Origin of the sequence: Salinarimonas chemoclinalis (assembly GCF_041514305.1) — a bacterium.
Taxonomy (GTDB): Bacteria; Pseudomonadota; Alphaproteobacteria; order Rhizobiales; family Beijerinckiaceae; genus Salinarimonas; species Salinarimonas chemoclinalis.
Window position 1 is genome coordinate 164,622 of record NZ_JBGMWH010000005.1, and the last position, 24,241, is coordinate 188,862.

Genomic DNA, 24,241 nt, shown 5'->3' on the forward strand with positions numbered 1-24,241 from the left:
CCGCCGTCTCCTCGGCCGCGGTCTTCGGGGCGTCGTTGTCGCTCACGCGTTCACTCCCTCGGCTGGCGCATCGTCCCGGCGCGCGCACGGGTGCCCGGGCCGGCGATGCGAAGCATGGCTGCACCAGAATGAGAACGGCGCACGGGCGGCACGGTTCAGATACGAACCTTTCGAGCCCGGAGCAAGCGTGCGGGCGGGCGTCAGCCCGTCACGGGCTCGACCTCGACGGCCTTCTTCCAGAAGGCCCACATCAGCCAAAGGCCCAGCACGCTGAACAGCGCCATCAGCACGTAGCTGACCGTGTCGCCGAGCTCGAACAGACCCGCGATCGCCCAGCCGGCGGCGAGCGCGACGCCGAACACCTCGACGCCGACGAGGATCATCACCGACACGACGGTGAGCAGGTTGCGGGAGCTGGACTTGCTGGCCAAGGGGGATCTCCGGAGGGCACGGCGCGTGCGCGCACGTGTTTGGCGCAAAGCGCCGCGCCGTGCAAGCGCGGTTCAGGAGCGGGTCTCCCCTCTCCCTCGTGGAGAGGGGCCGGGGGTGTGGGGCGTGCAGGACCATGACGACGTTCGCGCCGCGCGTCGACGATCCGGCTCAGGAGCGGTAGTCGCCGTTGATCTCGACGTAGGCCTTGGTCAGGTCGCAGGTCCACACCCGCGCCGCACCCTCGCCCAGCCCGAGCGCGACCGCGATCTCGATGTCGGGGTGGCGCATCGCCGCGGAGGCGGCCTCCTCGGAGTAGTCGGGGTCGCGGGCGCCCTCGTGCGCGACGCGCACGCCGTTGAAGGCGATCGAGAGCCGGTCGCGGTCCGCCGGCTCGCCCGCCTTGCCGACCGCCATCACCACGCGCCCCCAGTTCGCGTCCTCGCCGGCGATCGCGGTCTTCACGAGCGGCGAGTTGGCGATGGAGAAGGCGATGCGCCTCGCCGAGGCGTCGTCCACCGCCCCCGAGACCCGCACGGTCACGAACTTGCGCGCGCCCTCGCCGTCCTTGGCGACGAGCTGGGCGAGCTCGACGAGCAGGTCCTCGAGCGCCGCGCCGAGGACGGCGGCGCGCGGGTCGTCCGCCGACACGATCGGCGCCATCGGCGCCTTGCCCGTGGCGAAGGCGACGAGCGTGTCCGAGGTCGAGGTGTCGCCGTCGACCGTGACGCAGTTGAACGAGCGCTCCGTCGCCGCCGCGAGCAGCGCCTGGAGCACGGGAGCGGCGACGGCCGCGTCGGTGAAGGCGAAGGCGAGCATCGTCGCCATGTCGGGCTGGATCATGCCCGCGCCCTTGGCGATGGCGTTGAGCGTGACCGACACGCCGTCGAGCGCGACCGTGCGGGTCGCGAGCTTGGGGAAGGTGTCGGTGGTCATGATCGCCCGCGCCGCCGCCTCCCAGGCCGCAGCGCCGCCCTCGGCGCGCGCGACGCAATCGGGCAGCACGCCCTCGAACCTGGTCGCGTCGAGGGGCTCGCCGATGACGCCCGTCGAGGCGACGAACACCTCGGCCGGCGCGCAGCCGGCGGCGCGCGCGGCGATCTCGGCGGAAAGCGCCACGGCGTCGGCGCCCTTGCGGCCGGTGAAGGCGTTGGCGTTGCCGGAATTCACGAGGAGCACCCGTGCCGCCCCGCCCGCGAGGTTCGCCCGGCACCAGTCCACCGGCGCGGAGGGGCACTTCGAGCGGGTGAAGACGCCGGCCACCGCGGTGCCGGCGTCGAGCCCGACGAAGAGCACGTCCGTGCGGCCGCGGTAGCGGATGCCGGCCGCGGCCGTGGCGAGGCGCACGCCCGCGATCTCGGGCAGCGTCGGGAGCGTCGCGGGGGCGAGGGGGGAGACGGGCGTGGCCATGGCGCGGATCCGGTCGTCGAGCGGGGACGGCGCGCTTCTAGCGCACCCGCCGCCGCCGCGCGAGGGGAAAGCGGCGCCTCCCGCTCGGGGATCGTGCCACCCTTCGCCCTCGCTCCCCGCCTCTCACGTCCGCAGCACTGCCCCCGTCTTCTTCGCCACCTCGCCGACGATCTTTTGCGAGATCGCCTCGATCTCCGCGTCCGTGAGCGTCTTCTCCCGCGGCTGGAGCGTCACGGCGACGGCGACCGACTTCCTGCCCGCCTCGACGCGCTCGCCCTCGTAGACGTCGAAGACGGCGACGTCGGTGACGAGGGCCTTCTCGGCGCCCTGCGCCGCGCGCACGATCGCCGCCGCCTCGACGCCCGCGTCGACCACGAAGGCGAAGTCACGGGTGAGCGGCTGGAAGCCGGAGAGCACGAGCGGCGGCTTGACCTTCGTCGGCTTCGGCTTCGGCGCGGGCAGCGTCTCGAGGTCGATCTCGAAGGCCACGATCGGCCCCTTCGCGTCGAGCGCCTTCAGCACGGAGGGGTGCAGCTCGCCGAAATGGCCGAACACCGCCTTGGGCCCCAGCTGGATGCGCCCGGAGCGCCCGGGATGCATCCAGCCCGGCCCGCCTGCGACGATCTGGAGCGACCCGACCGGCATGCCGAGCGCCGCCAGCAGCGCGAGCGCGTCCGCCTTGGCGTCGAAGACGTCGACGGGCCGCGCGCCGCCGTCCCAATGTCGGCCGGCACCCTCGAGCCGCGCCGTGCCGCGGCGCACGGCGGCGGCGCGTATCGTCTGGCCCGCGGGCGTGTCGTCGCGGAAGCACTGACCGACCTCGAACAGCGCCACGTCCGGATAGCCGCGGTCGGCGTTGCGCTGCGCGGCGCGGATCAGCCCGGGCAGCAGCGAGGGGCGCATGTCGGAGAGGTCGGCCGCGATCGGGTTCGCCACCTCGAGCGCGGGGTCGCCGCCGCCGAACAGCAGCGCCTGCTCCTTGGCGATGAAGGACCAGGTGACGGCCTCGAGCATGCCGCGCGCCGCCAGCGTGCGCTTGGCCGAGCGCGTGCGCTTCTGGACGAGGGTGAGCACGGGCTTGGCGATGCCGCGGTCGCGCGCCAGGGGGCGCGACTCGATGCGGTCGATGCCGGCGATGCGCACGATCTCCTCGACGAGGTCGGCCTTGCCCTCGATGTCGGGGCGCCAGGACGGCGGCAGCACCTTCACCGTGTCGCCGACGCCCGAGCCGGAGAGGTGGAAGCCGAGTTCCTGGAGGATCACCTTCGCCTCCGCCTGGGGCACGTCGAGGCCCGAGAGCCGCTTCGTCTCGCTCCAGGGGAAGGTGATGATGCGGCTCGTGTCGGGGATGGCGCCCGCGAGCATGCGTGTCGACGGCTCGCCGCCGCACAGGTCCATCACGAGCCGCGTCGCGACGTCGAGGCCCGGCAGCGTGTCGTTGGGGTCGACGCCGCGCTCGAAGCGGTAGCGGGCGTCGGTGACGATGCCGAGCCGGCGGCCCGTGCGCGCGATGTCGCGCGGGTCCCACAGGGCGGACTCGATCAGAACGTTGGTGGTGCCCTCGTCGCAGCCGGTGTGCTCGCCGCCCATGATGCCGCCGATCGATTCGGGGCCGTTCTCGTCGGCGATGACCACGACGCTCTCGTCGAGCGCGTAGGTGCGCCCGTCGAGCGCGAGCAGGCTCTCGCCCGCGCGCGCCTTGCGCACGACGAGGTCGCCCTTCACCTTGTCCGCGTCGAAGACGTGGAGCGGGCGGCCGCGGTCGAACGTCATGTAGTTCGTGATGTCGACGAGCGCGTTGATCGGGCGCAGGCCGATGGCCTTGAGCCGGCGCTGCATCCAGGCCGGCGAGGGGCCGTTGCGCACGCCGCGCACGAGCCGCAGGCCGAAGGCCGGGCACAGGTGCTCCTCGCCGGGCAGGTCGCGCACGACCCGCACGGGCAGCTCGAACGCGCCCTCGAGCGTGGGCTCGGGCGCATGCTTCAGGGCGCCGAGCCCGACGGCGGCGAGGTCGCGGGCGATCCCGCGGATCGAGGCGCAATCCGAGCGGTTCGGGGTCAGCCCGATCTCGATGACGGCGTCGTCGAGGCCCGCATAGGCCGCGAAGGCCTGCCCCGTGGGGGCCTCCTGCGGCAGGTCGATGATGCCGTCGTGATCCTCCGAGAGGCCGAGCTCGGCCTCCGAGCAGAGCATGCCGGCGCTCTCGACGCCGCGGATGACGCCGACGCCGAGCGTGATGTCCTTGCCCGGGATGTAGGTGCCGGGCGGGGCGAACACGCTCTTCATGCCGGCGCGCGCGTTGGGGGCGCCGCAGACGACCCGGGTCGGCGGCGCGCCGTCGCCGAGATCGACGGTGCAGACCCGCAGCCGGTCGGCGTTGGGGTGCTGCTCGGCGGTGAGCACCGAGGCGATGCGGTAGGGCGCGAGCGCCTTCGCCTTGTCCTCCACGGCCTCCACCTCGAGGCCGATGCGGGTGAGCGTCTCGGCGACCTGGTCGAGGGTGGCGGCGGTCTCGAGATGCTCCTTGAGCCAGGAGAGGGTGAGCTTCATCGATCGGGTCCGTTCGTGTCGCGGGCGGCGCCGGTCAGGGCCGGGGCTTGAAGAGGAGGCGGGCGGCGAGGTCGAGGCGGATGGCGGCGGGGACGGCCGCGAGGGCGGCGATGCCGCGCTGCGCGAGCTCGACGGCGGTCACCGCCTCCTCGCGGGTGAACGAGCGGCTCGGGTCGTAGTCGGCGAGGTGGCGCAGCTCCTGGAGCGCGATGAAGATGCTCGCGAACTGCCGCACGCCGTCGTGCAGGGCCTGCACATCCGCCCGCCGCACGACATTCTTCACGAAGGCGTGCTGGACGGCGCGATACGTGAGCAGCCATGCATCCGTCGAGGCCTTCGTCCTGCCGACGAGCGCGTTGGCGGCCATGCGCGCGGCGGCGTGGAAGACCGCATAGTACGCGGTACTGACCGCCCGCTTCAGGAGCGCCTGACGCGGGCTCGTCCTGCGACGCCGAAGCATGTGCTCCGCGGCGCCGATCAGCTCCTGGGGCGTCATCGACGGCCCTCCGGCTCCGGGAAGCGGTGCTGGAGATACGGGATCCGGTCGTCGTTCCGACTACGCACGGTGTCCCAGACCTCGTTCATCGCCAGCAGCGCTGCGTCGGCGTCGAGCTTCGGCTCACCCAGCCGGTACTTCGCCGAGACGAAGATCGCCGGGTCCCCGTCGTGGTCCCGGCCGGAGACGACCTCCGCCGTCTCGAAGCCGAAGGGCCCGAGATGCCTGCGCAGGATGGGCTCGACGAGCCGTCTGATCTCCTCGTCCGTCATGGCCTCGCCTCGTGTGCGCGATCCCGGCGCGTGCGCGCCCTCAGCTCGACAGCCCGCCGGCCAGCGTCGGCAGGTCGAGCGGGCGGAAGCCGTAGTGCTCGATCCAGCGCTTGTCGGCCTCGAACATGTCGCGCAGGTCCGGGATGCCGTATTTCAGCATGGCGATGCGGTCGATGCCCATGCCCCAGGCGAAGCCCTGGTAGACATCGGGATCGAGTCCACAATTGCGCAGCACGTTCGGGTGCACCATGCCGCAGCCCATGATCTCGAGCCAGTCGCTGCCCTCGCCGAAGCGGATCTCCCCGCCCGAGCGGTCGCACTGGATGTCGACCTCCGCCGAGACCTCGGTGAAGGGGAAGAAGGACGGGCGCAGGCGCATCTTGACGTTCTCGATCTCGAAGAACGCCTTGCAGAACTCCTCGATGATCCACTTGAGGTTCGCCAGCGTCGCGCTCTCGTCGATCACGAGCCCCTCGACCTGGTGGAACATCGGCGTGTGAGTCTGGTCCGAATCGTGGCGGTAGGTGCGCCCCGGGATGATCACCCGAATCGGCGGCGCCACGCTCTCCATGGTGCGGATCTGCACCGGCGAGGTGTGGGTGCGCAGGAGCTTGCGCGCGCCCTGCGCGTCCTCGCGCATGAAGAACGTGTCGTGCATCTCCCGGGCGGGGTGGCCCTCGGGGAAGTTCAGGGCGGTGAAGTTGTAGTGGTCCGTCTCGACGTCGGGTCCCTCGGCGATCGAGAAGCCCATGTCGGAGAAGATCGCCACGAGTTCGTCGATCACCTGGCTGATCGGGTGGATGCGCCCGCGCGACTCCGGGCTCTCGCGCACGGGGAGCGTGACGTCGACGCGCTCGGCGGCGAGGCGCTCGGCGAGCGCCGCCTCCTCGAGCGTGACCTTCCGCGCGGCGAGCGCGCCCTGGACGGCGTCGCGCAGGCCGTTGATCCGAGGGCCGAGGGTCCTGCGCTCGTCGGGCGACATGCCGCCCAGCGACTTCAGCCGCTCGGAGACGACGCCCTTCTTGCCGAGCGCGAAGACGCGCACGCCCTCGAGCGCGGCTTCGTCGGTCGCGGCCTCGATGCGGGCGAGGATGTCGCGTTCGAGCTCGGTCGGGTCGGTCATCGGTTCCTCGGCGGTTTCGCGCGTCGGGCTGATCAAGCGCCTGGCGGGCGGGGCGTCAAGTGCCGGATGCGCCCGCGCGGGCGTTGACCCGCGGGCGCGTTTTGGGTATTGCCCCGTCCAACGTCACGCGGGCGCCGCGTGCGATCGGTTCCCGTGTCTCCGACGTCGCCTCCGGCGATGCGGGCGGCCGGAGCCGGAGCACGGGCCACCGGGCGCGAGCGCGCCGAGGAGAGCATACCATGAAGATCCGCAACTCGCTGAAGTCCCTGCGCACGCGCCATCGCGACAACCGCATCGTGCGCCGCAAGGGCCGCGTCTACATCATCAACAAGACGCAGAAGCGCTTCAAGGCCCGCCAGGGCTGAGGGAGCCGCGGCCGCGGCGCGAGTCCGGCCCCGCCGCTTTCCGCCGCAGGCGACCGGCGAACGACGCGATTGACGACGCATGCCGGATGAGGCGATCATCCGGCATGCGTCGTTTTCGCGCCTCGCTCCTCGGCTCGCTGTTCGGCTTCGGCCTCGCCGTCGCGCTCCTCGCGGCGGGAACCGACGCGCGCGCGCAGGACGCGCGCGTGGACCAGCTCTTCGCGCGCCTCGCTCAGACGGACAGCGCCGCCGAGGCACGCGGCGTCGCCCTGCTCATCCAGCGCCGCTGGCTCGATTCCGGATCGCCCACCGCGGACCTGCTGATGAACCGCGCCCGCGACGCGATGCGCGCCCGAGACCCCGCGCTCGCCATCGAGCTGATCGACCGCATCCTCGTCATCGAGCCGGGCTGGGCCGAGGCCTGGAACCGCCGGGCCATCGCCTTCACCATGCTCGACGACCCGGTCTCGGCGATCGCCGACATCTACCGCGTGGTGTCGCTGGAGCCGCGCCACTTCGCCGCCTGGGCCGGTCTCGGGAACCTGCTGATGCGGGCCGGCGACGAGCGCGGCGCGCTCGAGAGCTTCGAGCGCGCGCTCGCCATCCACCCGCACCTGCCGCGCATCGAGGCGATCGTCGGGCGGCTGTCGCGGGAGGTGGACGGGGTGGATCTCTAGAATGGTGCGCCACCGGCCTTGACAATTCGGTCGCGTGTGTCGAGGTTCGACACGGCATCGCTCCCGACCAGCCGTTCGGCCTCTGATGAGTTCCACGCCACGCTTCGCGCGACGCCCTCGTCGATCGCGCCTCGCCCTCGCCGCGCTCGCGCTCGCCTGTGTCGTGTCACCGACACTGGCGAGTGAGCCGCGCTGCGAAACGCGCGGGATCACGCTGTGCATTCGACCCGACGCGCGCGCGCGCGTCGTCGAGGTGGTGCTCAGGGTGCCCGCCGGCGCGGCGGACGAGCCGGCCGGGGCGGCTGGTGCGGCGCATCTGCTCGAGCACCTCCTGCTCCTGCACGAACCCGATCTGGCGCCCGTCGTCGCGCACGGCAACGCCTTCGTGTCCTCCGACGCGACGCTGTTCGTGGCGGCGGCGCCTCCCGAAGCCGCCATCGACGTGGTCGCCGCGACGCTCTCGGTCTTCCGCGGGGTCGACGTCCCGCCCGAGGCCCTCGAGCGCGAGCGCGCGGCGATCCTGCGCGAGGGCGAAGGGCGTCGCGCGAGCCCCGCGGGGCGGCTCGGGGCGCTGGTACGCGAGGCGCTCCTTCCCGGCACGCCGCTCGGCCGCGACCCGATCGGAGCGCCGGCGGACATCGAGGCGCTCGCGCTGGCACATGCCGTCGCCTTCCACGCGGAGCGATACCGGGCCGACGCCGCCGTCCTCGTCGTCGCCGGTCCGATCGCGCCCGAGGCCGTGCGGGCGCGGGTCGAGGCGGAGATCGGACGGGCCGAGGCGCGCCCGCGGCCGGCGCGCGCCCTCGACCCGGAGCCGCCGGCCGCCGAACGCGTCGCGCTCGCCCTCGCCGATCCCGCCGTCGGCGCGCCGGAGCGCGTCCTCGCCGTCCTCGCCCGGGTGCCGGAGACGCCGCGGGCCTTCGCCGCGACGGGGCTGCTGCTCGACTACCTCGCGAGCGGCCTTCCCGGCGCGCCGCGCCCGGAGCTGGAACGCGCGGCGACGGCGATCTTCCGCGACATCGCCTTCGCCGCGCGGACGCTCGCGCCGGGCTGGGTCGTGCTCGAGGTGCGGCTTTCGGCGCGCCCGGGCACGCCCGCCGCCGCGCTCGACGACCTCGAGGCCGCCTTGCGTGCGCGTCTCGCCGAGCTGGCGGAGGGCGGGATCGAGGCCGAGGTGCTGGCGCGCGTGGCGCGGCGCGCGGCGATCCGGCTGCGCGAGGCCGATGCCCGGCCCGTCGGCACCGGCGTCGCTCTGGCGCACTGGATCGCCGCGGGCCGCGATCTCGCATCCTGGCGAGATCGCGCGCGGATCGCGGACGCCGTCACGCCCGCCGACACGTCGGCGGTGGCGCGGGCGCTCGCGTCGCCCCACCGCACCGTCGCCGCCGACCTGCTCCCCGCCCCCAGATGAAGTGAGCCGTGCCGATGCGCCGCCCGACGATACTCTCCCGCCCTCGTCCTCGCTCCGTCCTGGCCGGCCTCTGCGCCCTGGCCGCCCTCGCCCTCGCCCAGGCCGCCGCCGCCTCCGAGCCGGTGTCGCGGACGACCGGCGCAGGCATTCCCTACATCCACGTCGACCTGCCCGATGCACCCTACGGTACGATCGTCCTCGCCTGGCCGAACACGCATGCGCTCCGCTCGCCGGGCCGCGAGGGGCTGATCTCGCTCGGACCGCAGCACATGGGTGCGCGCATCGACGGCGCGCCGGCGCGCGCGCTGGGCGAGAGGCTGGACGACGCGCGGCAGGGATTCGTCCTGACGAACACGCTGCACGACACGCGCCTCGCGCTGCTGTCGCAGCAGGTCGGGGGCGAGGCCTACCGGCCGGCGGCGCGAATCGCCGCCGATCTGCTCGTGCGCGCGGACCTCGACGCCGACGATCTCGGGCGGCTCGCGCGGACGATGCTGGACAATCTCGTCGCGACCGAGCGGAACCCCGGCTTCATGGCGGAGCGGGCGCTGGGCGCGTTCGTCGGCGGTGGCGACCGGCGCCTGTCGGCTCTCACCAACAGGCCCACGAGCACCGTCGAGGACGTGACCGCGCAGGACGTCGCGGCGTGGCGCGCGGCCGTCTTCGATCGCCGGCCCGTCGTCGTCGCGGCGGGGCCGCAGCCGCAGGCGGCCATCGCCGGGGCGATCGACACCGTGCTGGAAGCGCTCCCGGCCGAGAGCGTGCCCTCCCCCGAGCCCGTCCCCGTCGCCTGGCACAACCTCGGTGACACGGTGGTCGTCGACGCCCCCGAAGCCGCCCAGGCGATCGTGATCGCAGCGATCCCGACCGCGGCGCATCACCTGCACGATCGCCTGCTGGTCTCGGCGCTCGCGGGCGGGCCGGGGTCGCTCTTGTTCGAGGCCCTGCGCAGCCGGATCGGCGCGGCCTACGATGTCGGCGTCCGCGTCTACGCGATCACGCCCGACCAGGCGCTCGTCGGTTTCGGCGCGGCCGTCCCGCCCGATCGGGCGGCGGAGGTCGCCACGACGATGCGCGAGACGCTCGTGTCTCTCGCGGACGGGCTGCCGGACGGCGCGTTCGCCCGCACGAGGGACCGGGAATTCGCGGTCCTGTCACAGGCCGCGAGCGACCCGAACGCCTGGGCGCAGGCCGTCCTCGCCCGTCGCGCCGAGGGGCTCGACGGCGGACTCGACGCGATGATCGAGGCGCTCGAGGGTCTCGCGAGCGACGCGCTCGACGCCTACGTCTCCGCCACCTTCGCCACCCCGGTGACCGTCGCTGTCGTCACGCCTCGCCCCGAGGCCTTCTCGGCGCGGTGCGTGGTGGACCTCCCGGAGGACGCCGCCGGCTGCTAGGGCACGTCCCATCCAGGGCACGTCCCATCCAGGGCACGTCCCATCGAGCGAACCCGGTGCGTGGACGAGACGAGCCCCGGGTTCCGACGCCGCGCGCGCGCCGCCGCGCACCCGCCGCCTCAATGCACGGTGCGCGGCCCGATCGCGTCGATGAGCGCGTCGCGGGCCTCGCGGCGCCGCGCGATGTCGCCGCGCAGGCCGTCGCGGGTGGAGCGGTTCGAGCCGTAGAGTACGATGCCGATCAGGATCGCCGAGACGGCGAGGACGAAAGCGAGGCCGCCCAGGCGAAGGAAGCCGAGGATGGCCGCGGCCAGGACCACGAGGCCGGCGACGACCCCCACCCGCGCGACGAGCATGATCTTGCCGCAGCGCTCGGCGCTCTCCTCGAGCGCGGCGATCTCCACCTCGAGCCGCTCGATGCGCCCGCGCGGATCCTCGATCGTGTGCATGCCGCCCCTGCTCCCGGCTCGCGACGTCCTACGGGAGCCACTGGATAGACCAGCGGCGCCGAACGGTCGAGCGCGTCGCGGCCCGCCCGGCGGTCAGCGCCGCTCGAGCTTCGCAGGCGAGGATCGCTGCCGACGCGGGGTGGACGAGACGATGCTGACCTGTGGGATGATCAAGGCGGGGCGCGACCTCGTGGGCTGGACGCAGGCCGATCTCGCGGCCCGCGCCGGCGTGTCGCTGCCGACGATCCAGCGCATGGAGGACCCGACCCGGGGGCCTCTGCGCTCCAGCGCGGCGAACGTCGAACGCGTGCGCGGCGCCTTCGCGCAGGGCGGCATCTCCTTCGCGCTCGACGACGCGCGAATCACGATCTCGCTCGCTGTTCCGCGCTAGGCCCGTACTTCGCGATCACCCAGACCGCGTGGATGATCCCGGGAATGTAGCCGAGGATCGTCAGCAGGATGTTGAGCCAGAAGGGGCCGCGCAGGCCCACCTGCAGGAAGACGCCGAGCGGCGGCAGCAGGACGGCGATGAGGATGCGCAGGAAGTCGGCCATGGGAGGTGTGTTCCGTCTTTGCGTGAAGGGGATTCGCGGAGAGAACGGAACGCGCGGCGGGGCGGTTCCGACGTTCAAACACATGTAAGAATGTGAAATAAGAGAATTCGCGTGACACACGGGGAATAAGGGCCTATACACGGCGCCGACATCGTCTCTACGAGGAGGTCCGCATGGCCGCCCACACGCTCCGCTTCTCCGCCGCCGCACGCGCCGCCGCCGCCGGCGCCGCGCTCATTGCCGGCATCGCATGGGCCGCGCCCGTCCACGCGCAGGAGGGATGGGACAAGCTCGTCGATCCCGCGCGGCTCGCCGCGCTCGGGGAGACCGTCGATCCGGTCGTCCTCGACATCCGCGCCGCGGCGGCCTTCGCGCAGGGGCACATACCCGGCGCCGTCAACGCGCCCTACACGCAATGGCGCGGACCCGGCGACAATCCCGGCGCGCTGCCGGAGCCGGCGCTGCTCTCCGTGCTCGTCGGCGAGAGCGGCATCGACGAGACGACGCCCGTCGTCGTCGTGCACCAGGGCGCGGATTCCTCGGACTTCGGCTCCGCCGCGCGGGTCTACTGGACCCTGAAGTCGCTCGGCGTCGAGCGCATCGCCATCCTCAACGGCGGCGTCGGCGCCTGGGTCGCGTCGGGACGCGCGCTCTCCACGGAGCCGGTCCGCCCGGACCCGACGATCTTCGACGCCGTCCTGTCGGACGAATGGCGGGCGAGCGCCCAGGGGATCGAGGCCTCGATCGCGCGCGGTGACGCCACCCTGGTGGACGCGCGGCCCGAGCCGTTCTTCCTCGGCCGCCTCTGGCACGGCGCCGCGGCGCGGCCCGGCACGCTGCCGACGGCGGAGAACTTCAGCCACGCCTCCTGGTTCGTGGACGGCGGCCCCCTCGTGGTCGACGCCGAGCGCGCCCGCGCCATCGCGCGAAGCGCCGGGCTCGCCGACGGCGCGACGCTCGTGTCCTTCTGCAACACCGGGCACTGGGCGGCGACGAACTGGTTCGCGCTCTCCGAGCTCGCCGGGATCGAGGGCGTGAAGCTCTATCCGGAGAGCGTCGTCGAGTGGTCGAACGGCGGGCGCGCCCTCGACAACGAGCCGGGCCGGGTGGAATGGCTGCTGATGTCGACGCGCCAGTGGCTCGACCGCATCCTCTGACGCGCCGTCCGCGCCCGTCTCGACCGCAACCGGCCCGCCGCCCGTCGGCGGGCCGCACCGTCCTCTCGGCAAGGACCTTGGTATGCTCCTCACGCGCACGGGCCTCGTCCTCCTCGCCCTCGTCGTCGCCGGGTTCCTGGCGCTGTTCGTGGGCTTGCGCTTCGCGCTCCTCTTCCTGGTCGGCGTCGGCTTCGGGCTGACGCTCGAGGGCCTGCGCTTCGGGTTCGCCGGGCCGTGGAAGGCGCTCGTCACGCGCCGCGACGGGCGGGGCGTGATGGCGCAACTCCTCGCCATCGGGCTCACCGCCGCCGTGGCGCTGCCGCTGCTCGCGGCGGCGCCGGGCGAGCTGATGGGCGCGCACGCGCCGGTCGGGGCGGCGATGATCGCCGGCGCCTTCGTCTTCGGCACCTGCATGCAGATCGTCATGGGCTGCGGCTCGGGGACGCTCGTCAACGCGGGCTCCGGCAACGCGCTGGGGGCGCTGGCGCTCCTCTTCTTCATCGTCGGCTCCTTCCTCGGCACGCTGCACCTCGCCTGGTGGACGGACCTCGCCTCGCTGCCCGTGCTGACTCTGCCCGGCCTCCTCGGCGCCGAGGGCGCGCTCGCGGCGACGCTCGCCGGGCTCGCGGCGGTGGCCGTCGTCGTCGGCCTGCGGGCCGAGAAGGGCGCACGCCTGCCGCAGGGACGGCTGTTCCTCGCCGCGGGGCTGCTCGCGGGCCTCGCCGTCCTCAACCTCGTCGTCGCGGGCCAGCCCTGGGGCATCGTCTACGGTCTCGGCCTGTGGGGCGCGAAGGTGGCGACCGCGGCCGGCGCCGACCTCTCCCAGACCGCGTTCTGGGCGGCGCCCGGCAACGCCGAGCGGCTCGTCTCGTCGATCCTCACCGACGTCACCTCGCTGACCAACCTCGGCCTCGTCGCCGGCGCCTTCATCGCGGCGCGCTGGCGCCGGTCGATGGACGCGCCGCCGGCGCGCCCGGCGGCGCGTCTCGTCGGCGGCATCGTGGTGGCGGCGCTGGTGATGGGCTACGCCTCGCGACTCGCCTTCGGCTGCAACGTCGGCGCCTTCTTCTCCGGCATCGCCACGGGCTCGCTGCACGGCTGGGCCTGGTTCGCTGCGGCCTTCGCCGGGTCGATCCTGGGCGTGCGGATCCTCGCCTGGCTGCAGGCCGCGCCGCGGCCGGCCGCGGGCCTCGAGCCGGCACGTTGAGAGGGAGGGCTCCGTCATGCCGCAGCGCCGCACCGTCGGGCTCGCGCTGATCGCCGCGATCGCGCTCCTCGTCGCCCTCGACGTCGGGGCGAGCCGCCCCCTCGACCCGTTCCGCGCGCCCGCCCCCGCCGCGCTCGGATCGGGCGCCGCGCCGTCCGGCGCGCATTGCGCCGCGGCACCGGGCTGAGCGCGACATTTGCGCGCACGAGCGCGGCGGTGCCCGCGGGATCTCCAGCCACGGCCACGCTCCGCGCGTTTCGACGCCGGTTCGCGGGCGTTGCGATCCGAGCGAGAATACGTGTTTCATTTGACAAGCTGCGATCGGCAGCTTTTAATTGTTGGTGTTGGTCTCGGAACGTACGATTAACCCTAACGAAACCTTTCCGGTTTCGATCGCATTCTAGCGGTTCCCCTTCGGGGCCGCCTATGGTTAGTTGCGGTCGGACGGACGGAGAAGCGCCCCCGTGGGGGCGGTCACCGAGATGAGGCAGATCATGGATTTCCGCGCGGTGCTCGGCGGCGCCGAGCCGATCGGCGAGCTTTTCGAGGCTCTCGAGCAACGCGAAGGGCGTGACGGCCGCGACCTGCCGATCGCCCGTGGTTCCTGGCGGCGCCCGGCGGCCAACCGGCGCCTGTCCCCGCTGGAGGCGCTCGACGGGCTCAAGGCCGCCGCCGGCCTCCCCGCGCACCTGCGCGTCGCCGCCGACCGCTTCGAGGAGGTCTCGGTCCGGCTGGATCCGACGCGGGAGACCTATTGGTGCACGATGGCGCCGTCGGGTCGACCGTCATACACTGAAGGATTGCTTCGCGGGCTCCAGGCGATGCAGCGCTCGCTGGTTTCTCTGTTCGCCGACACGCCCGAGGGTGGCGAGCCGCCGTTCCGCTACTTCGTCGTCGGCTCGAGCCATCCCGGCGTGTTCAACCTGGGCGGCGACCTCGCGCTGTTCGGCGCCTGCATCAAGGCCGGCGATCGCGCCGGCCTCTCCGCCTACGCGCGCTCGTGCATCGAGGTGGTCTACGCCAACCACGAGAACTACGGCCTGCCGATCGTCACGATCGGGCTCGTGCAGGGCGACGCGCTCGGCGGCGGGTTCGAGGCGGCGCTGTCGTGCGACGTGGTCGTCGCCGAGCGCGGCACGAAGTGCGGCTTCCCGGAGGTCCTGTTCAACCTCTTCCCGGGGATGGGCGCCTACTCGTTCCTCTCCCGCAGGCTCCCCGGCACGGCGATGCGCGAGATGATCGAGAGCGGCAGGCTCTACGACGCGGAGGAGCTCGCCGGGCTCGGCCTCGTCGACGTCCTCGCCGAACCGGGCGAAGGGGCGGCCGCGGTCGAGGCCTACGTCGCCCGCAACCGCAAGCGGCACAACGCGCACGCCGCGATGTACGCCGCCGCGCGCCGGGCCCGGCCGCTGGCGTTCGCGGAGATGGTGGACATCGTCGAGATGTGGGTCGACGCCGCCATGGCGCTCGGCGCCGCCGACCTGCGCAAGATGGAGCGGCTGGTCGCCGCCCAGGACCGCCGCCGCGCGCACGCCGTCAGCGCCGCCGTCGCCTGAGCGCGACGCGCGGCGGGGCTCGATCGGCGTCAGGAGGCGGGCATCGCCGTCTCGACGAGCTTCGCCCACAGCGAGACACCCCAGGGGATCGCCGCGTCGTTGAAGTCGTAGGCGGGGTGATGGACGCCGGCGGTGTCGCCGTTGCCCATGAAGATGTAGGCGCCCGGGCGGCTCAGGAGCATGTAGGAGAAATCCTCCGCACCCATCTGCGGCGCGACCGTCCAGTCGACGGAGCGCTCGCCGCCGATCGCCTCGGCGACGCGACCGAGGAATTCGGCCTCCTCGGCGTGGTTGCTCGTCACCGGGTAACCGCGGCGATAGTCGACGCGGCCGGTTGCGCCGTGCGCCGCGCAGACGCTCTCCACCACCCGGCGGATGCGCGCCTCGCACAGGTCGCGCACGTCCTCGTCGAGCGTGCGGGTCGTGCCCTTGAGGTGCGCCGTCTGCGGGATGACGTTGTAGGTGTCGCCCGTGCGGATCATGCAGATCGAGATCACGGCGCTCTCGAGGGGGTCGACGTTGCGCGCGACGATCGCCTGGAGCGCCGTGACGAGCTGGGAGACCACGAGCGCGGTGTCGATGCACTCGTGCGGGCGCGCCGCGTGGCCGCCCTTGCCCTCGACATGGATGTCGAAGTGGTCGGCCGCCGCCATCAGCGGGCCGGGGCGCAGCGCGAAGGCGCCGACGGGGATGCCCGGCATGTTGTGCAGGCCGTAGACCTTCTGGACGCCGAAGCGCTCCATCAGGCCGTCCTTGACCATGGCGTCGCCGCCGCCGCCACCTTCCTCGGCGGGCTGGAAGATCATCACCGCCCTGCCGTCGAAGTTGCGCGTCTCGGCGAGGTACTTCGCGGCCCCGAGCAGCATGGCGGTGTGGCCGTCGTGGCCGCAGGCGTGCATCTTGCCCGGCGTCTTCGAGGCGTGCGGGAGGCCGGTCGCCTCCTCGATGGGCAGGGCGTCCATGTCTGCGCGGATGCCGATCACCCGTCCGCTCGTGTTCGACCGCCCCTCGATCACGGCGACGACGCCGGTACGGCCGATCCCCTCGACGACCTCGTCGCAGCCGAACGCGCGGCACATCCGCGCGACGATGCCCGCGGTGCGGTGGACGTCGTAGAGCAGCTCCGGGTTCTCGTGGAAGTCGCGGCGCCAGACGCCGATCTCGTCGGCCATCTCGGCGACGCGGTTGATCACGGGCATGGGTATCGATCCTCGGTGGGCGGCCGCCGTCCACGCACGCTGCGTTGGGCGCAGGCGGACCACGGCGGGTCGCGACCGAGACAAGCAGGGCGATGCCCCAGGGTCAATCGGCGCAATGGCCGCGTCCGTGCTGGGCGAACCCGCACACGCTCACCGGAGGGGAAGCCCCGCGCGTGCGTCGATGCGCATTCCGGCTGCGCAAGCCCGCGACCCGTCGCCGATCCGCGGCGGCGTCCGGGGTGCGAAGCGCGCGCCGGTCCCCGCGAGATCGGGTCGCGGCTCTGGACCGCGGCGCGAGCGGCGCACTAGGATGGGCGCGAGCCGGCGCCGATCTCGGGGCCGCGCACGATCTCGAGGCCCGCGCCAGACGGGCCCGTTCCAGTGGAGAACGACCGCTCATGACCCATCGCACCTCGATCCTGGCCCTGACGTCGGCGGCGCTGCTGTGCGCCACGGCGCTCTCGGCGTCCGCCGCGACGCTGCGCTACGCCAACCAGGGCGATCTCAAGTCGCTCGATCCCTACACCCTCAACGAGACGACCGCGAACGCGCATCTCGGCCACGTCTACGAGGGCCTGACCAGGCGCGGCAAGGATCTCGCGATCGAGCCCGGGCTCGCCGAGAGCTGGGAGATCCTCGACGACGGCAAGCGCTGGCGCTTCAACCTGCGCCAGGGCGTCACGTTCCAGAACGGCAACCCCTTCACCGCCGACGACGTGCTCTTCTCCGCCGACCGCGTGCGCGCCACGGGCTCGAACTTCCAGACGCGCGTCCCGGCGGACGCCGAGTTCGTGAAGGTGGACGACTACACCGTCGACGTCGTCCTGCCGACGCCCAACCCGATCCTGAACGCGCAATGGGACACCTGGTACATCATGGACCAGGAATGGGCGGTCGAGCACGGCGTCGAGATGCCGACGCCCGCCTCCGCCGAGACACCGAGCTTCGCCGCGCTCAACGCCAACGGCACCGGCCCCTTCTCCATCACCGTGCACGAGCCGGGCGTGCGCACCGTCTTCACCCGGAACGACGATTGGTGGGACGAGCCCGAGCACAATCTGGACGAGATCGTATTCACACCGATCGCGTCGGACGCCACCCGCGTCGCCGCGCTCCTCTCCGGCGAGGTCGACGTGATCGAGCCGGTCCCGGTGCAGGACATCGAGCGCGTGCGCGCCTCCGACCGCGCGGACGTGCTCACCGGGCCCGAGCTGCGGACGATCTTCCTCGGTTTCGACCAGGATCGCGACGAGCTGCTCTACTCGAACGTGGAGGGCGAGAACCCCTTCAAGGACCCGCGCGTGCGCGAGGCGTTCATGCGCGCCATCGACGCCGACCTGATCCGCGACCGCGTCATGCGCGGCCTGTCGACGCCCTCGGCGCTGATGATCGCGCCGGAGCTGTTCGCGTATTCGGACCAGTTCGAGCGTACCGCCTACGATCCGGACCGCGCTCGCGCGCTCCTCGCCGAGGCCGGCTACCCGGACGGATTCGAGGTCGGCATGGATTGCCCGAACGATCGCTACGTCAACGACGAGGCGATCTGCCAGGGCGTGGTCTCGATGCTCGCCCGCGTCGGCGTGAGGGTCAACCTCAACGCCCAGCCCAAGGCGCAGTACTTCGCCAAGGTCCTGCGCTCGGGCGGCTACGACACCTCGTTCTACCTGCTCGGCTGGACGCCCGGCACGTTCGATTCGCACAACGTCCTCAACGACCTGCACGGCTGCCGCACCGAGGGCTCGCCCCGCGGCGAGACCAACCTCGGCGGCTACTGCAACGAGGAGGTCGACGCCCTGATCGACCGGATCCTCGTCGAGTCGGACGAGGACGCGCGCAACGCGCTGATCGAGCAGGCCTACGAGATCACGACGAGCGAGTTCGCCTACGTGCCGCTGCACCAGCAGGCGCTGGCGTGGGGCGTCGCGAGTGGCGTCGAGCTCGTCCAGCGCGCCGACAACCAGGTGCTGCTGTACTGGGCCCGCAAGGGCGAGTGATCGCCCGGTCCCGCAGCGGGCGGCGGCGGAGCGAGCCTCCTCCGCCGCCCCTGCTTTTCCTGCCATGCTCATCGAGCCGGTCCCATGATCGCCTTCATCATCCGCCGCGCGCTCCAGGCGATCGGCGTGCTCGTCGCCGTCGGGCTGATCTCCTTCTCCATGTTCCGTTTCGCGGGCGATCCCGTGAACCAGCTCGTGGGCATCGACACGCCGGCGGCGGAGCGCGAGGCGCTGCGCGCCGCACTGGGCCTCGACGACCCGGTGCCGATGCAGTTCGCGCGCTACATCGTGAAGGCGGCGCAGTTCGACTTCGGCATCTCCTACCAGTTCCGCCAGCCGGTCTCGGACATGCTCGCGTCCCGCGCCCCGGCGACGCTCGAGCTGGCGATCGTGGCGACGATCTTCGCGCTCGTGGTGGGCGTCCTGATGGGCGTCTACTCCGCCCTGCGACGGGACTCCGCGCTCGCCAAGGTGTTCCAGGCGGTCTCGCTCGTCGGCATCTCGCTACCGACCTTCCTCATCGGCATCCTCCTGATCTACGTCTTCTCGGTCTCGCTCGGCTGGCTGCCCTCCTTCGGCCGCGGGCAGGTCGTCGATCTCGGCTGGTGGACGACGGGGCTCCTCACCTCGTCCGGCTGGGCGGCGATCGTCATGCCGTCGATCACGCTCGGGCTCTTCCAGATGACGTTGATCATGCGCCTCGTGCGCGCCGAGATGCTCGAGGTGCTGCGGGCGGACTACATCCGCTTCGCGCGGGCGCGGGGCCTGACGAGCCGCGCCATCAACTTCGGCCACGCGCTCAAGAACACGCTCGTGCCGGTGATCACGGTCGCGGGCCTGCAGTTCGGCTCGGTCATCGCCTTCGCCATCATCACCGAGACGGTGTTCCAATGGCCGGGCATGGGCCTGCTCTTCGTGCAGGCCGTGCAGAACGTCGACATCCCGATCATGGCCGCGTACCTGATGTTCGTCGGCGCGATCTTCGTCTTCATCAACCTCGTCGTCGACATCCTCTACACGGTCGTCGACCCGCGCCTGCGCAGCTCCCTGCGCGCCCCGACCTGAGGAGCGGACAGGATGCGCAACCCCACGCCCGCCTCCGGCCTCCACACCGAGGAGAAGGCCGCGATCGACCGGCAGCCGTCGCTCCTGGTGCGCGCGCTCGACAGCGACATCGTGGCGAGCTTCGTGCGCTCGAAGCTCACCATCGCCGCCGCCGTCGTGACGCTCGCCTTCTTCCTGCTCGCCGTCTTCGCGGGCGTCGTCGCGCCGCAGGACCCGTTCGATCCGGCGCAGCTCGACCTGTTCAATTCGCGGCTGCCGCCGATCTGGGCGGACATGGGGACGATGCCCTACGTGCTCGGCACGGACGAGCAGGGCCGGGACATGTTCTCCGCCATCGCCTACGGGCTTCGCATCTCGCTGCTCGTGGGCTTCGCCGGGGTCTTCCTCGCCGCCGCCATCGGCATCACGCTCGGGCTGCTCGCCGGCTATCTCGGCGGCATGGTCGACACCGTGGTGATGCGCATCGCCGACGTGCAGCTCACCTTCCCGGCGATCCTGATCGCGCTCCTCGTCGACGGCGTGGCGAAGTCCGTCCTCGGCGGCCAGCTCGACGGGACGACGATCCTCTCGGTGCTCGTCCTCGCCATCGGCCTGTCGTTCTGGGTGCAGTACGCCCGCACGGTGCGCGGCTCGGTCATGGTGGAGAAGAACAAGGACTACATCGCCGCCGCCCGGCTGATCGGCCTGCCGGCGCCGGTGATCATGGCGCGCCACGTCCTGCCCAACGTCATGGGGCCCGTGCTCGTCATCGCCACGATCAACCTCGCGCTCGCCATCATCACCGAGGCGACCCTGTCCTTCCTCGGCTCGGGCATGCCCGAGACCATGCCCTCACTCGGCACGCTGATCCGGATCGGGAACAATTACCTGTTCTCCGGGGAGTGGTGGATCGTCGCCTTCCCCGGCATCGCCCTCGCCGCCCTCGTGCTCGCCATCAACCTGCTGGGGGACTGGCTGCGCGACGCACTCAATCCCAAGCTGCGATGAGGGCGCATTGCGTCGGGAGACCGACGCCCGCCCGCGAAAACCCCGCTCGATTCCGCTAAGCGCCCGTGACAACACGACAACGGGCCTTCTATGATCCGCGCCATCGGTCGCGGCGCGCACGGAAGAACGCGCCGGGCCACCAAGAGGAGAGGACGATGTCAGCCACTCGCACCACACTCGCCGCCCTATTGCTCGGGGCGACCTTCTTCACCGCGGCCACGGCCGACGCCCAGACCCTGCGCTGGGCGCGCGTGGGCGACGCGCTCACGATGGACCCGCACGCGCAGAACGAAGGGCCGACGCACGCCCTCAACCACCACATCTACGAGACGCTCGTCGGCCGCGACCAGGCGGGCGAGATGATCGGCGTGCTCGCCACCGACTGGCGCATCGACCCCGAGAACGAGAACGCCTGGATCTTCGATCTGCGCGAGGGCGTCACCTTCCACAACGGCAATGCCTTCACCGCCGACGACGTGGTGTTCTCGATCGAGCGCGCCATCTCGCCGACGTCCGACATGAAGGGCCTGCACTCGACGGTGACCGGCGCGGAGAAGATCGACGACTCCACGGTCCGCATCGTCTCCTCGGGCCCGAACCCGCTCCTGCCGAACAACCTCACCAACACGTTCATCATGGACGAGGAGTGGTCGGTCGAGAACGGCGTCGTCGAGCCGCAGGACTTCGCCGCCGGCCAGGAGACCTTCGCCGTGCGCAACGCCAACGGCACCGGCCCCTACGTGCTCGTCTCGCGGGAGGCCGAGGTCCGCACCGTCCTGCGTCGCAACGACGACTATTGGGGCATCGACCAGTTCCCCGTCGGCCCGGCCGAGATCGTCTACACGCCCATCAGCGAGGCGGCGACGCGCGTGGCGGCGCTCCTGTCGGGCGAGGTCGACTTCGTGCAGGACGTCCCGGTGCAGGACATCGAGCGCCTCTCCAACGAGCCCGGCATCCGGGTCAACCTCGGCGTCGAGAACCGGGTGATCTTCTTCGGCATGGACGTCGGCTCCGACGACCTCGACACCGACGACGTCGAGGGCGCCAACCCCTTCGCCGACCTGCGCGTGCGCGAGGCCATGAACATGGCGATCAACCGCGAGGGCATCGTGCAGGTGGTCATGCACGGCCAGGCCATGCCGGCCGGAATCATCTCGCCGCCCTTCGTCAACGGCTGGACCGAGGAGCTCAACGCATACCCGCAGCCGGACATCGCCGCCGCCCGCGCGCTGATGGAGGAGGCCGGCTACGGCGACGGCTTCACCGCGACGATGCACTGCCCCAACGATCGCTACCTGAACGACGAGGCGATCTGCCAGGCGGCGGTCGGCGCGTTCGGCCAGATCGGCATCACCATCAACCTGGTCTCGCAGTCGCGCTCGCTGCACTTCCCGCTCATCCAGCGCGAGCCGCCGGAGACGGATCTCTACCTGGTGGGCTGGGGCGTGCCGACCTTCGACTCGGAGTACATCTTCTCGTTCCTGTACCACACCCGCGACGGCGCGGCCCTCGGCACCTGGAACCCGACGGGGTACTCGAACCCCGAGGTGGACGAGATGATCAAGTCGCTCGCATCCGAGACCGACATCGAGGCGCGCGACGCCACGATCGCGCGGATCTGGGAGCAGGTGAAGGCGGACACGGTCTACATCCCGCTCCACACCCAGATGCTCGCCTACGCGATGCGCGAGAGCGTGGACATCCCGGTCGACGCCGAGAACCAGCCGAAGATGAAGTACATCGAGATGGCCGAGTGATCTCGGCCCGATCGACGCAACTCGGTCGGGAGGCGGCGCTCGCCGTCTCCCGACGCGCACCCTCGTGACAACGGCGGATCGATGATCGCCTACATTCTCCGGAGCATGGCGCAAGGCGTGCTCGTGCTCCTCGTCGTCGCCTTCATCGCCTTCTCGATGTTCCGCTTCGTCGGCGACCCCGTCGCCAACATGGTCGGGCAGGAAGCCACGTTGCAGGACCGCCAGGAGCTGCGCGAGCGCCTGGGTCTCGAGCGCCCCTTCCCGCTGCAGTTCGCGGCCTTCGTCGGCAACGCCCTGCAGGGCGATTTCGGCGTCTCCTACCGCCAGGCCCGCCCGGTCTCGGACCTGATGCGCGAGCGTCTTCCCGCGACGGTGGAACTCGCCCTGCTCTCCGCCCTCTTCGCCACCACGGTGGGCGTGGCGCTGGGCGTCTACGCGGCGATCCGGCGCGACGGCTTCCTCGCCAACACCGTCATGACGGTGTCGCTGATCGGCGTGTCGCTGCCGACCTTCCTGATCGGCATCGGGCTGATCTACATCTTCGCCGTGGAGCTGCGCTGGCTGCCGTCCTTCGGGCGGGGGCAGACCGTCTCGATCGGATGGTGGACGACCGGGCTGCTCACCGAATCGGGGCTGAAATCCCTCGTCCTGCCGGTGCTGACGCTCGGCTTCTTCCAGCTCACCCTGATCATGCGGCTCGTGCGTTCCGAGATGCTCGAGGTCATGCGCGCGGACTTCATCCGCTTCGCCCGCGCCCGTGGCATCCCGGAGCGGACGATCGAGTTCCGCCACGCGCTGCGCAACACGTTGATCCCCGTCGTCACCATCGCGGGCCTCCAGCTCGGCTCGATCATCGCCTTCGCGATCGTCACCGAGACGGTGTTCCAGTGGCCCGGCCTGGGATCGCTCTTCGTCCAGGCGGTGCAGTTCGCCGACGTGCCGGTGATGGCCGCCTACCTCGTCTTCGTCGCGACGGTCTTCGTCACCATGAACCTCCTCGTCGACATCACCTACGTCCTGCTCGACCCGCGCCTGCGCGGCGGGCGGGCGCTCGCCAAGTGAGGGACCGGCCCATGCCCGAGGAGACGACGGATCGCGCCCGGCCGGTGGTGGACGGCGCCCACGGACCGACGACCGGCGACGTGATCGCGACGCCGGCCGCGCGCCTGGGCGTGCTCGCCCGCGCCTGGGATTCCGACATCGCCTATTCCTTCCGGCGCTCGCCGGTGACGATCGTCTCGGCGACCGTGGCGCTCGTGATGATCCTCGCCGCGGTGCTCGCGCCGTGGATCACGCCGCAGGACCCGTTCAATCCGGCCAGCCTGAACATGATGGACGGCTTCACGCCGCCCGGCGAGCCCAACGCCTTCACCGGCAACGTGTACCTGCTCGGCACCGATCCGCAGGGGCGCGACATGTACTCCGCGGTGCTCCACGGGGCGCGGGTGTCGCTCGTCGTGGGGCTCGCGTCGGTCGTGTTCTCGCTCACCGTGGGCGTCACGCTCGGGCTCGTCGCGGGCTATCTCGGCGGGCGCACGGAGGCGGTGATCATGCGCGTCGCCGACGTGCAGCTGTCCTTCCCGGCGATCCTGATCGCGCTTCTCGTCTTCGGCATCGCGCGCGGCGTCATCCCGCCCGCGCAGCAGGAGCAGGCGACGCTGTTCGTGCTGATCTTCGCCATCGGCATCTCGAACTGGGCGCAGTACGCGCGCACCGTGCGCGCGACGACCCTCGTCGAGAAGTCCAAGGTCTACGTCGACGCCGCCCGGCTCATCGGCCTCAAGCCCTTCGTGGTGATGGTCAAGCACGTCCTGCCCAACGTCACCGGGCCGGTGCTGGTGATCGCGACCATCAACCTCGCGCTCGCCATCATCGAGGAGGCGACGCTCTCCTTCCTGGGCGCCGGCATGCCGCCGACCCAGCCCTCGCTCGGCACGCTGATCCGCAGCGGCCAGCAGTTCCTGTTCTCCGGGGAGTGGTGGATCCTGTTCTTCCCGGCGATGGCGCTGATCCTGCTGGCGCTGTCCATCAACTTGCTCGGCGACTGGCTGCGCGATGCGCTCAATCCGAAGCTGAGGTGAGACGACGACCATCGGTGCGCACGGTCGCACTCGCGTGCATCCGATCCGGATGCGAGCTAGTCTCATGAAACAGAGAGCCGTTCTCTCGATCTCGACCCCACGAGC

At 71.7% G+C, this 24,241-nt stretch carries 24 protein-coding genes; 15 read left to right on the top strand and 9 right to left on the bottom strand.

What is annotated here, in order from left to right:
- Positions 1 to 200 precede the first annotated feature (200 nt).
- The 6 genes from AB9M23_RS11380 to pheS form a co-directional block, all read right to left on the bottom strand.
- On the bottom strand, positions 201 to 383 hold the full coding sequence (locus AB9M23_RS11380) for a hypothetical protein (RefSeq protein ID WP_372424726.1): 183 nt from the start codon (positions 381 to 383) through the stop codon (positions 201 to 203).
- A gap of 217 nt (positions 384 to 600) precedes the next feature.
- Complete coding sequence (gene argJ, locus AB9M23_RS11385) at positions 601 to 1,839, bottom strand: bifunctional glutamate N-acetyltransferase/amino-acid acetyltransferase ArgJ (protein WP_372424655.1); 1,239 nt, start codon at positions 1,837 to 1,839, stop codon at positions 601 to 603.
- Positions 1,840 to 1,962: 123 nt separating this feature from the next.
- Positions 1,963 to 4,389: a phenylalanine--tRNA ligase subunit beta gene (pheT, locus tag AB9M23_RS11390; protein ID WP_372424656.1), complete on the bottom strand. Its 2,427-nt coding sequence runs from the start codon at positions 4,387 to 4,389 to the stop codon at positions 1,963 to 1,965.
- 34 nt (positions 4,390 to 4,423) lie between these two features.
- Positions 4,424 to 4,885: a hypothetical protein gene (locus tag AB9M23_RS11395; protein WP_372424657.1), complete on the bottom strand. Its 462-nt coding sequence runs from the start codon at positions 4,883 to 4,885 to the stop codon at positions 4,424 to 4,426.
- A complete protein-coding gene (locus AB9M23_RS11400) occupies positions 4,882 to 5,157 on the bottom strand; it encodes a hypothetical protein (protein WP_372424658.1) in 276 nt (91 codons plus the stop codon). Before AB9M23_RS11400 ends, AB9M23_RS11395 begins: the two co-directional genes overlap by 4 nt.
- Before the next feature lie 40 nt (positions 5,158 to 5,197).
- Positions 5,198 to 6,280, bottom strand: a complete 1,083-nt coding sequence (pheS, locus tag AB9M23_RS11405) for a phenylalanine--tRNA ligase subunit alpha (protein ID WP_372424659.1) — start codon at positions 6,278 to 6,280, stop codon at positions 5,198 to 5,200.
- 239 nt (positions 6,281 to 6,519) lie between these two features.
- On the opposite strand from pheS, the gene ykgO reads away from it, so the two are divergent.
- From ykgO to AB9M23_RS11425, 4 genes are all read left to right on the top strand, one after another.
- On the top strand, positions 6,520 to 6,645 hold the full coding sequence (gene ykgO / locus AB9M23_RS11410; protein WP_029030085.1) for a type B 50S ribosomal protein L36: 126 nt from the start codon (positions 6,520 to 6,522) through the stop codon (positions 6,643 to 6,645).
- Between the two features lie 104 nt (positions 6,646 to 6,749).
- Complete coding sequence (locus AB9M23_RS11415; protein ID WP_372424660.1) at positions 6,750 to 7,322, top strand: tetratricopeptide repeat protein; 573 nt, start codon at positions 6,750 to 6,752, stop codon at positions 7,320 to 7,322.
- 85 nt (positions 7,323 to 7,407) lie between these two features.
- Complete coding sequence (locus tag AB9M23_RS11420) at positions 7,408 to 8,733, top strand: M16 family metallopeptidase (RefSeq protein WP_372424661.1); 1,326 nt, start codon at positions 7,408 to 7,410, stop codon at positions 8,731 to 8,733.
- A gap of 14 nt (positions 8,734 to 8,747) precedes the next feature.
- Positions 8,748 to 10,130: an insulinase family protein gene (locus AB9M23_RS11425; protein ID WP_372424662.1), complete on the top strand. Its 1,383-nt coding sequence runs from the start codon at positions 8,748 to 8,750 to the stop codon at positions 10,128 to 10,130.
- 119 nt (positions 10,131 to 10,249) lie between these two features.
- Here the strand turns inward: AB9M23_RS11425 and AB9M23_RS11430 are convergent, their stop codons facing one another.
- A complete protein-coding gene (locus AB9M23_RS11430) occupies positions 10,250 to 10,579 on the bottom strand; it encodes a hypothetical protein (protein ID WP_372424663.1) in 330 nt (109 codons plus the stop codon).
- A 151-nt stretch (positions 10,580 to 10,730) separates the two neighbouring features.
- Between AB9M23_RS11430 and AB9M23_RS11435 the strand changes: the two genes are divergently transcribed.
- On the top strand, positions 10,731 to 10,970 hold the full coding sequence (locus AB9M23_RS11435) for a helix-turn-helix domain-containing protein (protein WP_372424664.1): 240 nt from the start codon (positions 10,731 to 10,733) through the stop codon (positions 10,968 to 10,970).
- Here AB9M23_RS11435 and AB9M23_RS11440 read toward each other — a convergent pair.
- Positions 10,942 to 11,133, bottom strand: coding sequence for a YqaE/Pmp3 family membrane protein (locus tag AB9M23_RS11440; RefSeq protein WP_029030088.1), 192 nt, complete (start codon positions 11,131 to 11,133; stop codon positions 10,942 to 10,944). The genes AB9M23_RS11435 and AB9M23_RS11440 overlap by 29 nt on opposite strands.
- A 173-nt stretch (positions 11,134 to 11,306) precedes the next feature.
- Here AB9M23_RS11440 and AB9M23_RS11445 point away from each other — a divergent pair, with 173 nt between their 5' ends.
- The 4 genes from AB9M23_RS11445 to AB9M23_RS11460 all read left to right on the top strand — a co-directional run bounded on the left by AB9M23_RS11445 (position 11,307) and on the right by AB9M23_RS11460 (position 15,053).
- Positions 11,307 to 12,290 carry a sulfurtransferase gene (locus AB9M23_RS11445; protein ID WP_372424665.1) on the top strand — a complete coding sequence of 328 codons (984 nt, stop codon included), beginning with the start codon at positions 11,307 to 11,309 and terminating at the stop codon, positions 12,288 to 12,290.
- 82 nt (positions 12,291 to 12,372) lie between these two features.
- The gene (locus AB9M23_RS11450) at positions 12,373 to 13,497 is read left to right on the top strand and encodes a YeeE/YedE thiosulfate transporter family protein (protein WP_372424666.1); all 1,125 of its coding nucleotides are present in this window, start codon (positions 12,373 to 12,375) and stop codon (positions 13,495 to 13,497) included.
- Positions 13,498 to 13,513: 16 nt separating this feature from the next.
- On the top strand, positions 13,514 to 13,684 hold the full coding sequence (locus AB9M23_RS11455) for a hypothetical protein (protein ID WP_372424667.1): 171 nt from the start codon (positions 13,514 to 13,516) through the stop codon (positions 13,682 to 13,684).
- Positions 13,685 to 13,961: 277 nt separating this feature from the next.
- Positions 13,962 to 15,053, top strand: a complete 1,092-nt coding sequence (locus AB9M23_RS11460; protein WP_372424669.1) for a crotonase/enoyl-CoA hydratase family protein — start codon at positions 13,962 to 13,964, stop codon at positions 15,051 to 15,053.
- 29 nt (positions 15,054 to 15,082) lie between these two features.
- Here AB9M23_RS11460 and AB9M23_RS11465 read toward each other — a convergent pair whose 3' ends face one another.
- Positions 15,083 to 16,252: a M20 aminoacylase family protein gene (locus AB9M23_RS11465; protein ID WP_372424670.1), complete on the bottom strand. Its 1,170-nt coding sequence runs from the start codon at positions 16,250 to 16,252 to the stop codon at positions 15,083 to 15,085.
- Positions 16,253 to 16,650: 398 nt separating this feature from the next.
- On the opposite strand from AB9M23_RS11465, the gene AB9M23_RS11470 reads away from it, so the two are divergent.
- From AB9M23_RS11470 to AB9M23_RS11495, 6 genes are all read left to right on the top strand, one after another.
- Entirely contained in the window at positions 16,651 to 18,246 is a 1,596-nt protein-coding gene (locus AB9M23_RS11470) for an ABC transporter substrate-binding protein (protein WP_372424671.1), read from the top strand.
- A gap of 84 nt (positions 18,247 to 18,330) precedes the next feature.
- Complete coding sequence (locus AB9M23_RS11475) at positions 18,331 to 19,311, top strand: ABC transporter permease (protein ID WP_372424672.1); 981 nt, start codon at positions 18,331 to 18,333, stop codon at positions 19,309 to 19,311.
- 12 nt (positions 19,312 to 19,323) lie between these two features.
- Positions 19,324 to 20,298, top strand: coding sequence for an ABC transporter permease (locus tag AB9M23_RS11480; protein ID WP_372424673.1), 975 nt, complete (start codon positions 19,324 to 19,326; stop codon positions 20,296 to 20,298).
- Between the two features lie 155 nt (positions 20,299 to 20,453).
- Complete coding sequence (locus AB9M23_RS11485; protein ID WP_372424674.1) at positions 20,454 to 22,055, top strand: ABC transporter substrate-binding protein; 1,602 nt, start codon at positions 20,454 to 20,456, stop codon at positions 22,053 to 22,055.
- Between the two features lie 81 nt (positions 22,056 to 22,136).
- The gene (locus AB9M23_RS11490; protein ID WP_372424675.1) at positions 22,137 to 23,117 is read left to right on the top strand and encodes an ABC transporter permease; all 981 of its coding nucleotides are present in this window, start codon (positions 22,137 to 22,139) and stop codon (positions 23,115 to 23,117) included.
- An 11-nt stretch (positions 23,118 to 23,128) separates the two neighbouring features.
- Positions 23,129 to 24,136, top strand: a complete 1,008-nt coding sequence (locus AB9M23_RS11495) for an ABC transporter permease (RefSeq protein ID WP_372424676.1) — start codon at positions 23,129 to 23,131, stop codon at positions 24,134 to 24,136.
- Positions 24,137 to 24,241: the final 105 nt, after the last annotated feature.

Bases quoted from the DNA above. Each gene is read 5' to 3' on its own strand.
- AB9M23_RS11380 (WP_372424726.1), bottom strand. From the start codon at position 383: ATGATCCTCGTCGGCGTCGAGGTGTTCGGCGTCGCGCTCGCCGCCGGC.
- argJ (WP_372424655.1), bottom strand. From the start codon at position 1,839: ATGGCCACGCCCGTCTCCCCCCTCGCCCCCGCGACGCTCCCGACGCTG.
- pheT (WP_372424656.1), bottom strand. From the start codon at position 4,389: ATGAAGCTCACCCTCTCCTGGCTCAAGGAGCATCTCGAGACCGCCGCC.
- AB9M23_RS11395 (WP_372424657.1), bottom strand. From the start codon at position 4,885: ATGACGCCCCAGGAGCTGATCGGCGCCGCGGAGCACATGCTTCGGCGT.
- AB9M23_RS11400 (WP_372424658.1), bottom strand. From the start codon at position 5,157: ATGACGGACGAGGAGATCAGACGGCTCGTCGAGCCCATCCTGCGCAGG.
- pheS (WP_372424659.1), bottom strand. From the start codon at position 6,280: ATGACCGACCCGACCGAGCTCGAACGCGACATCCTCGCCCGCATCGAG.
- ykgO (WP_029030085.1), top strand. From the start codon at position 6,520: ATGAAGATCCGCAACTCGCTGAAGTCCCTGCGCACGCGCCATCGCGAC.
- AB9M23_RS11415 (WP_372424660.1), top strand. From the start codon at position 6,750: ATGCGTCGTTTTCGCGCCTCGCTCCTCGGCTCGCTGTTCGGCTTCGGC.
- AB9M23_RS11420 (WP_372424661.1), top strand. From the start codon at position 7,408: ATGAGTTCCACGCCACGCTTCGCGCGACGCCCTCGTCGATCGCGCCTC.
- AB9M23_RS11425 (WP_372424662.1), top strand. From the start codon at position 8,748: ATGCGCCGCCCGACGATACTCTCCCGCCCTCGTCCTCGCTCCGTCCTG.
- AB9M23_RS11430 (WP_372424663.1), bottom strand. From the start codon at position 10,579: ATGCACACGATCGAGGATCCGCGCGGGCGCATCGAGCGGCTCGAGGTG.
- AB9M23_RS11435 (WP_372424664.1), top strand. From the start codon at position 10,731: ATGCTGACCTGTGGGATGATCAAGGCGGGGCGCGACCTCGTGGGCTGG.
- AB9M23_RS11440 (WP_029030088.1), bottom strand. From the start codon at position 11,133: ATGGCCGACTTCCTGCGCATCCTCATCGCCGTCCTGCTGCCGCCGCTC.
- AB9M23_RS11445 (WP_372424665.1), top strand. From the start codon at position 11,307: ATGGCCGCCCACACGCTCCGCTTCTCCGCCGCCGCACGCGCCGCCGCC.
- AB9M23_RS11450 (WP_372424666.1), top strand. From the start codon at position 12,373: ATGCTCCTCACGCGCACGGGCCTCGTCCTCCTCGCCCTCGTCGTCGCC.
- AB9M23_RS11455 (WP_372424667.1), top strand. From the start codon at position 13,514: ATGCCGCAGCGCCGCACCGTCGGGCTCGCGCTGATCGCCGCGATCGCG.
- AB9M23_RS11465 (WP_372424670.1), bottom strand. From the start codon at position 16,252: ATGCCCGTGATCAACCGCGTCGCCGAGATGGCCGACGAGATCGGCGTC.
- AB9M23_RS11470 (WP_372424671.1), top strand. From the start codon at position 16,651: ATGACCCATCGCACCTCGATCCTGGCCCTGACGTCGGCGGCGCTGCTG.
- AB9M23_RS11475 (WP_372424672.1), top strand. From the start codon at position 18,331: ATGATCGCCTTCATCATCCGCCGCGCGCTCCAGGCGATCGGCGTGCTC.
- AB9M23_RS11480 (WP_372424673.1), top strand. From the start codon at position 19,324: ATGCGCAACCCCACGCCCGCCTCCGGCCTCCACACCGAGGAGAAGGCC.
- AB9M23_RS11485 (WP_372424674.1), top strand. From the start codon at position 20,454: ATGTCAGCCACTCGCACCACACTCGCCGCCCTATTGCTCGGGGCGACC.
- AB9M23_RS11490 (WP_372424675.1), top strand. From the start codon at position 22,137: ATGATCGCCTACATTCTCCGGAGCATGGCGCAAGGCGTGCTCGTGCTC.
- AB9M23_RS11495 (WP_372424676.1), top strand. From the start codon at position 23,129: ATGCCCGAGGAGACGACGGATCGCGCCCGGCCGGTGGTGGACGGCGCC.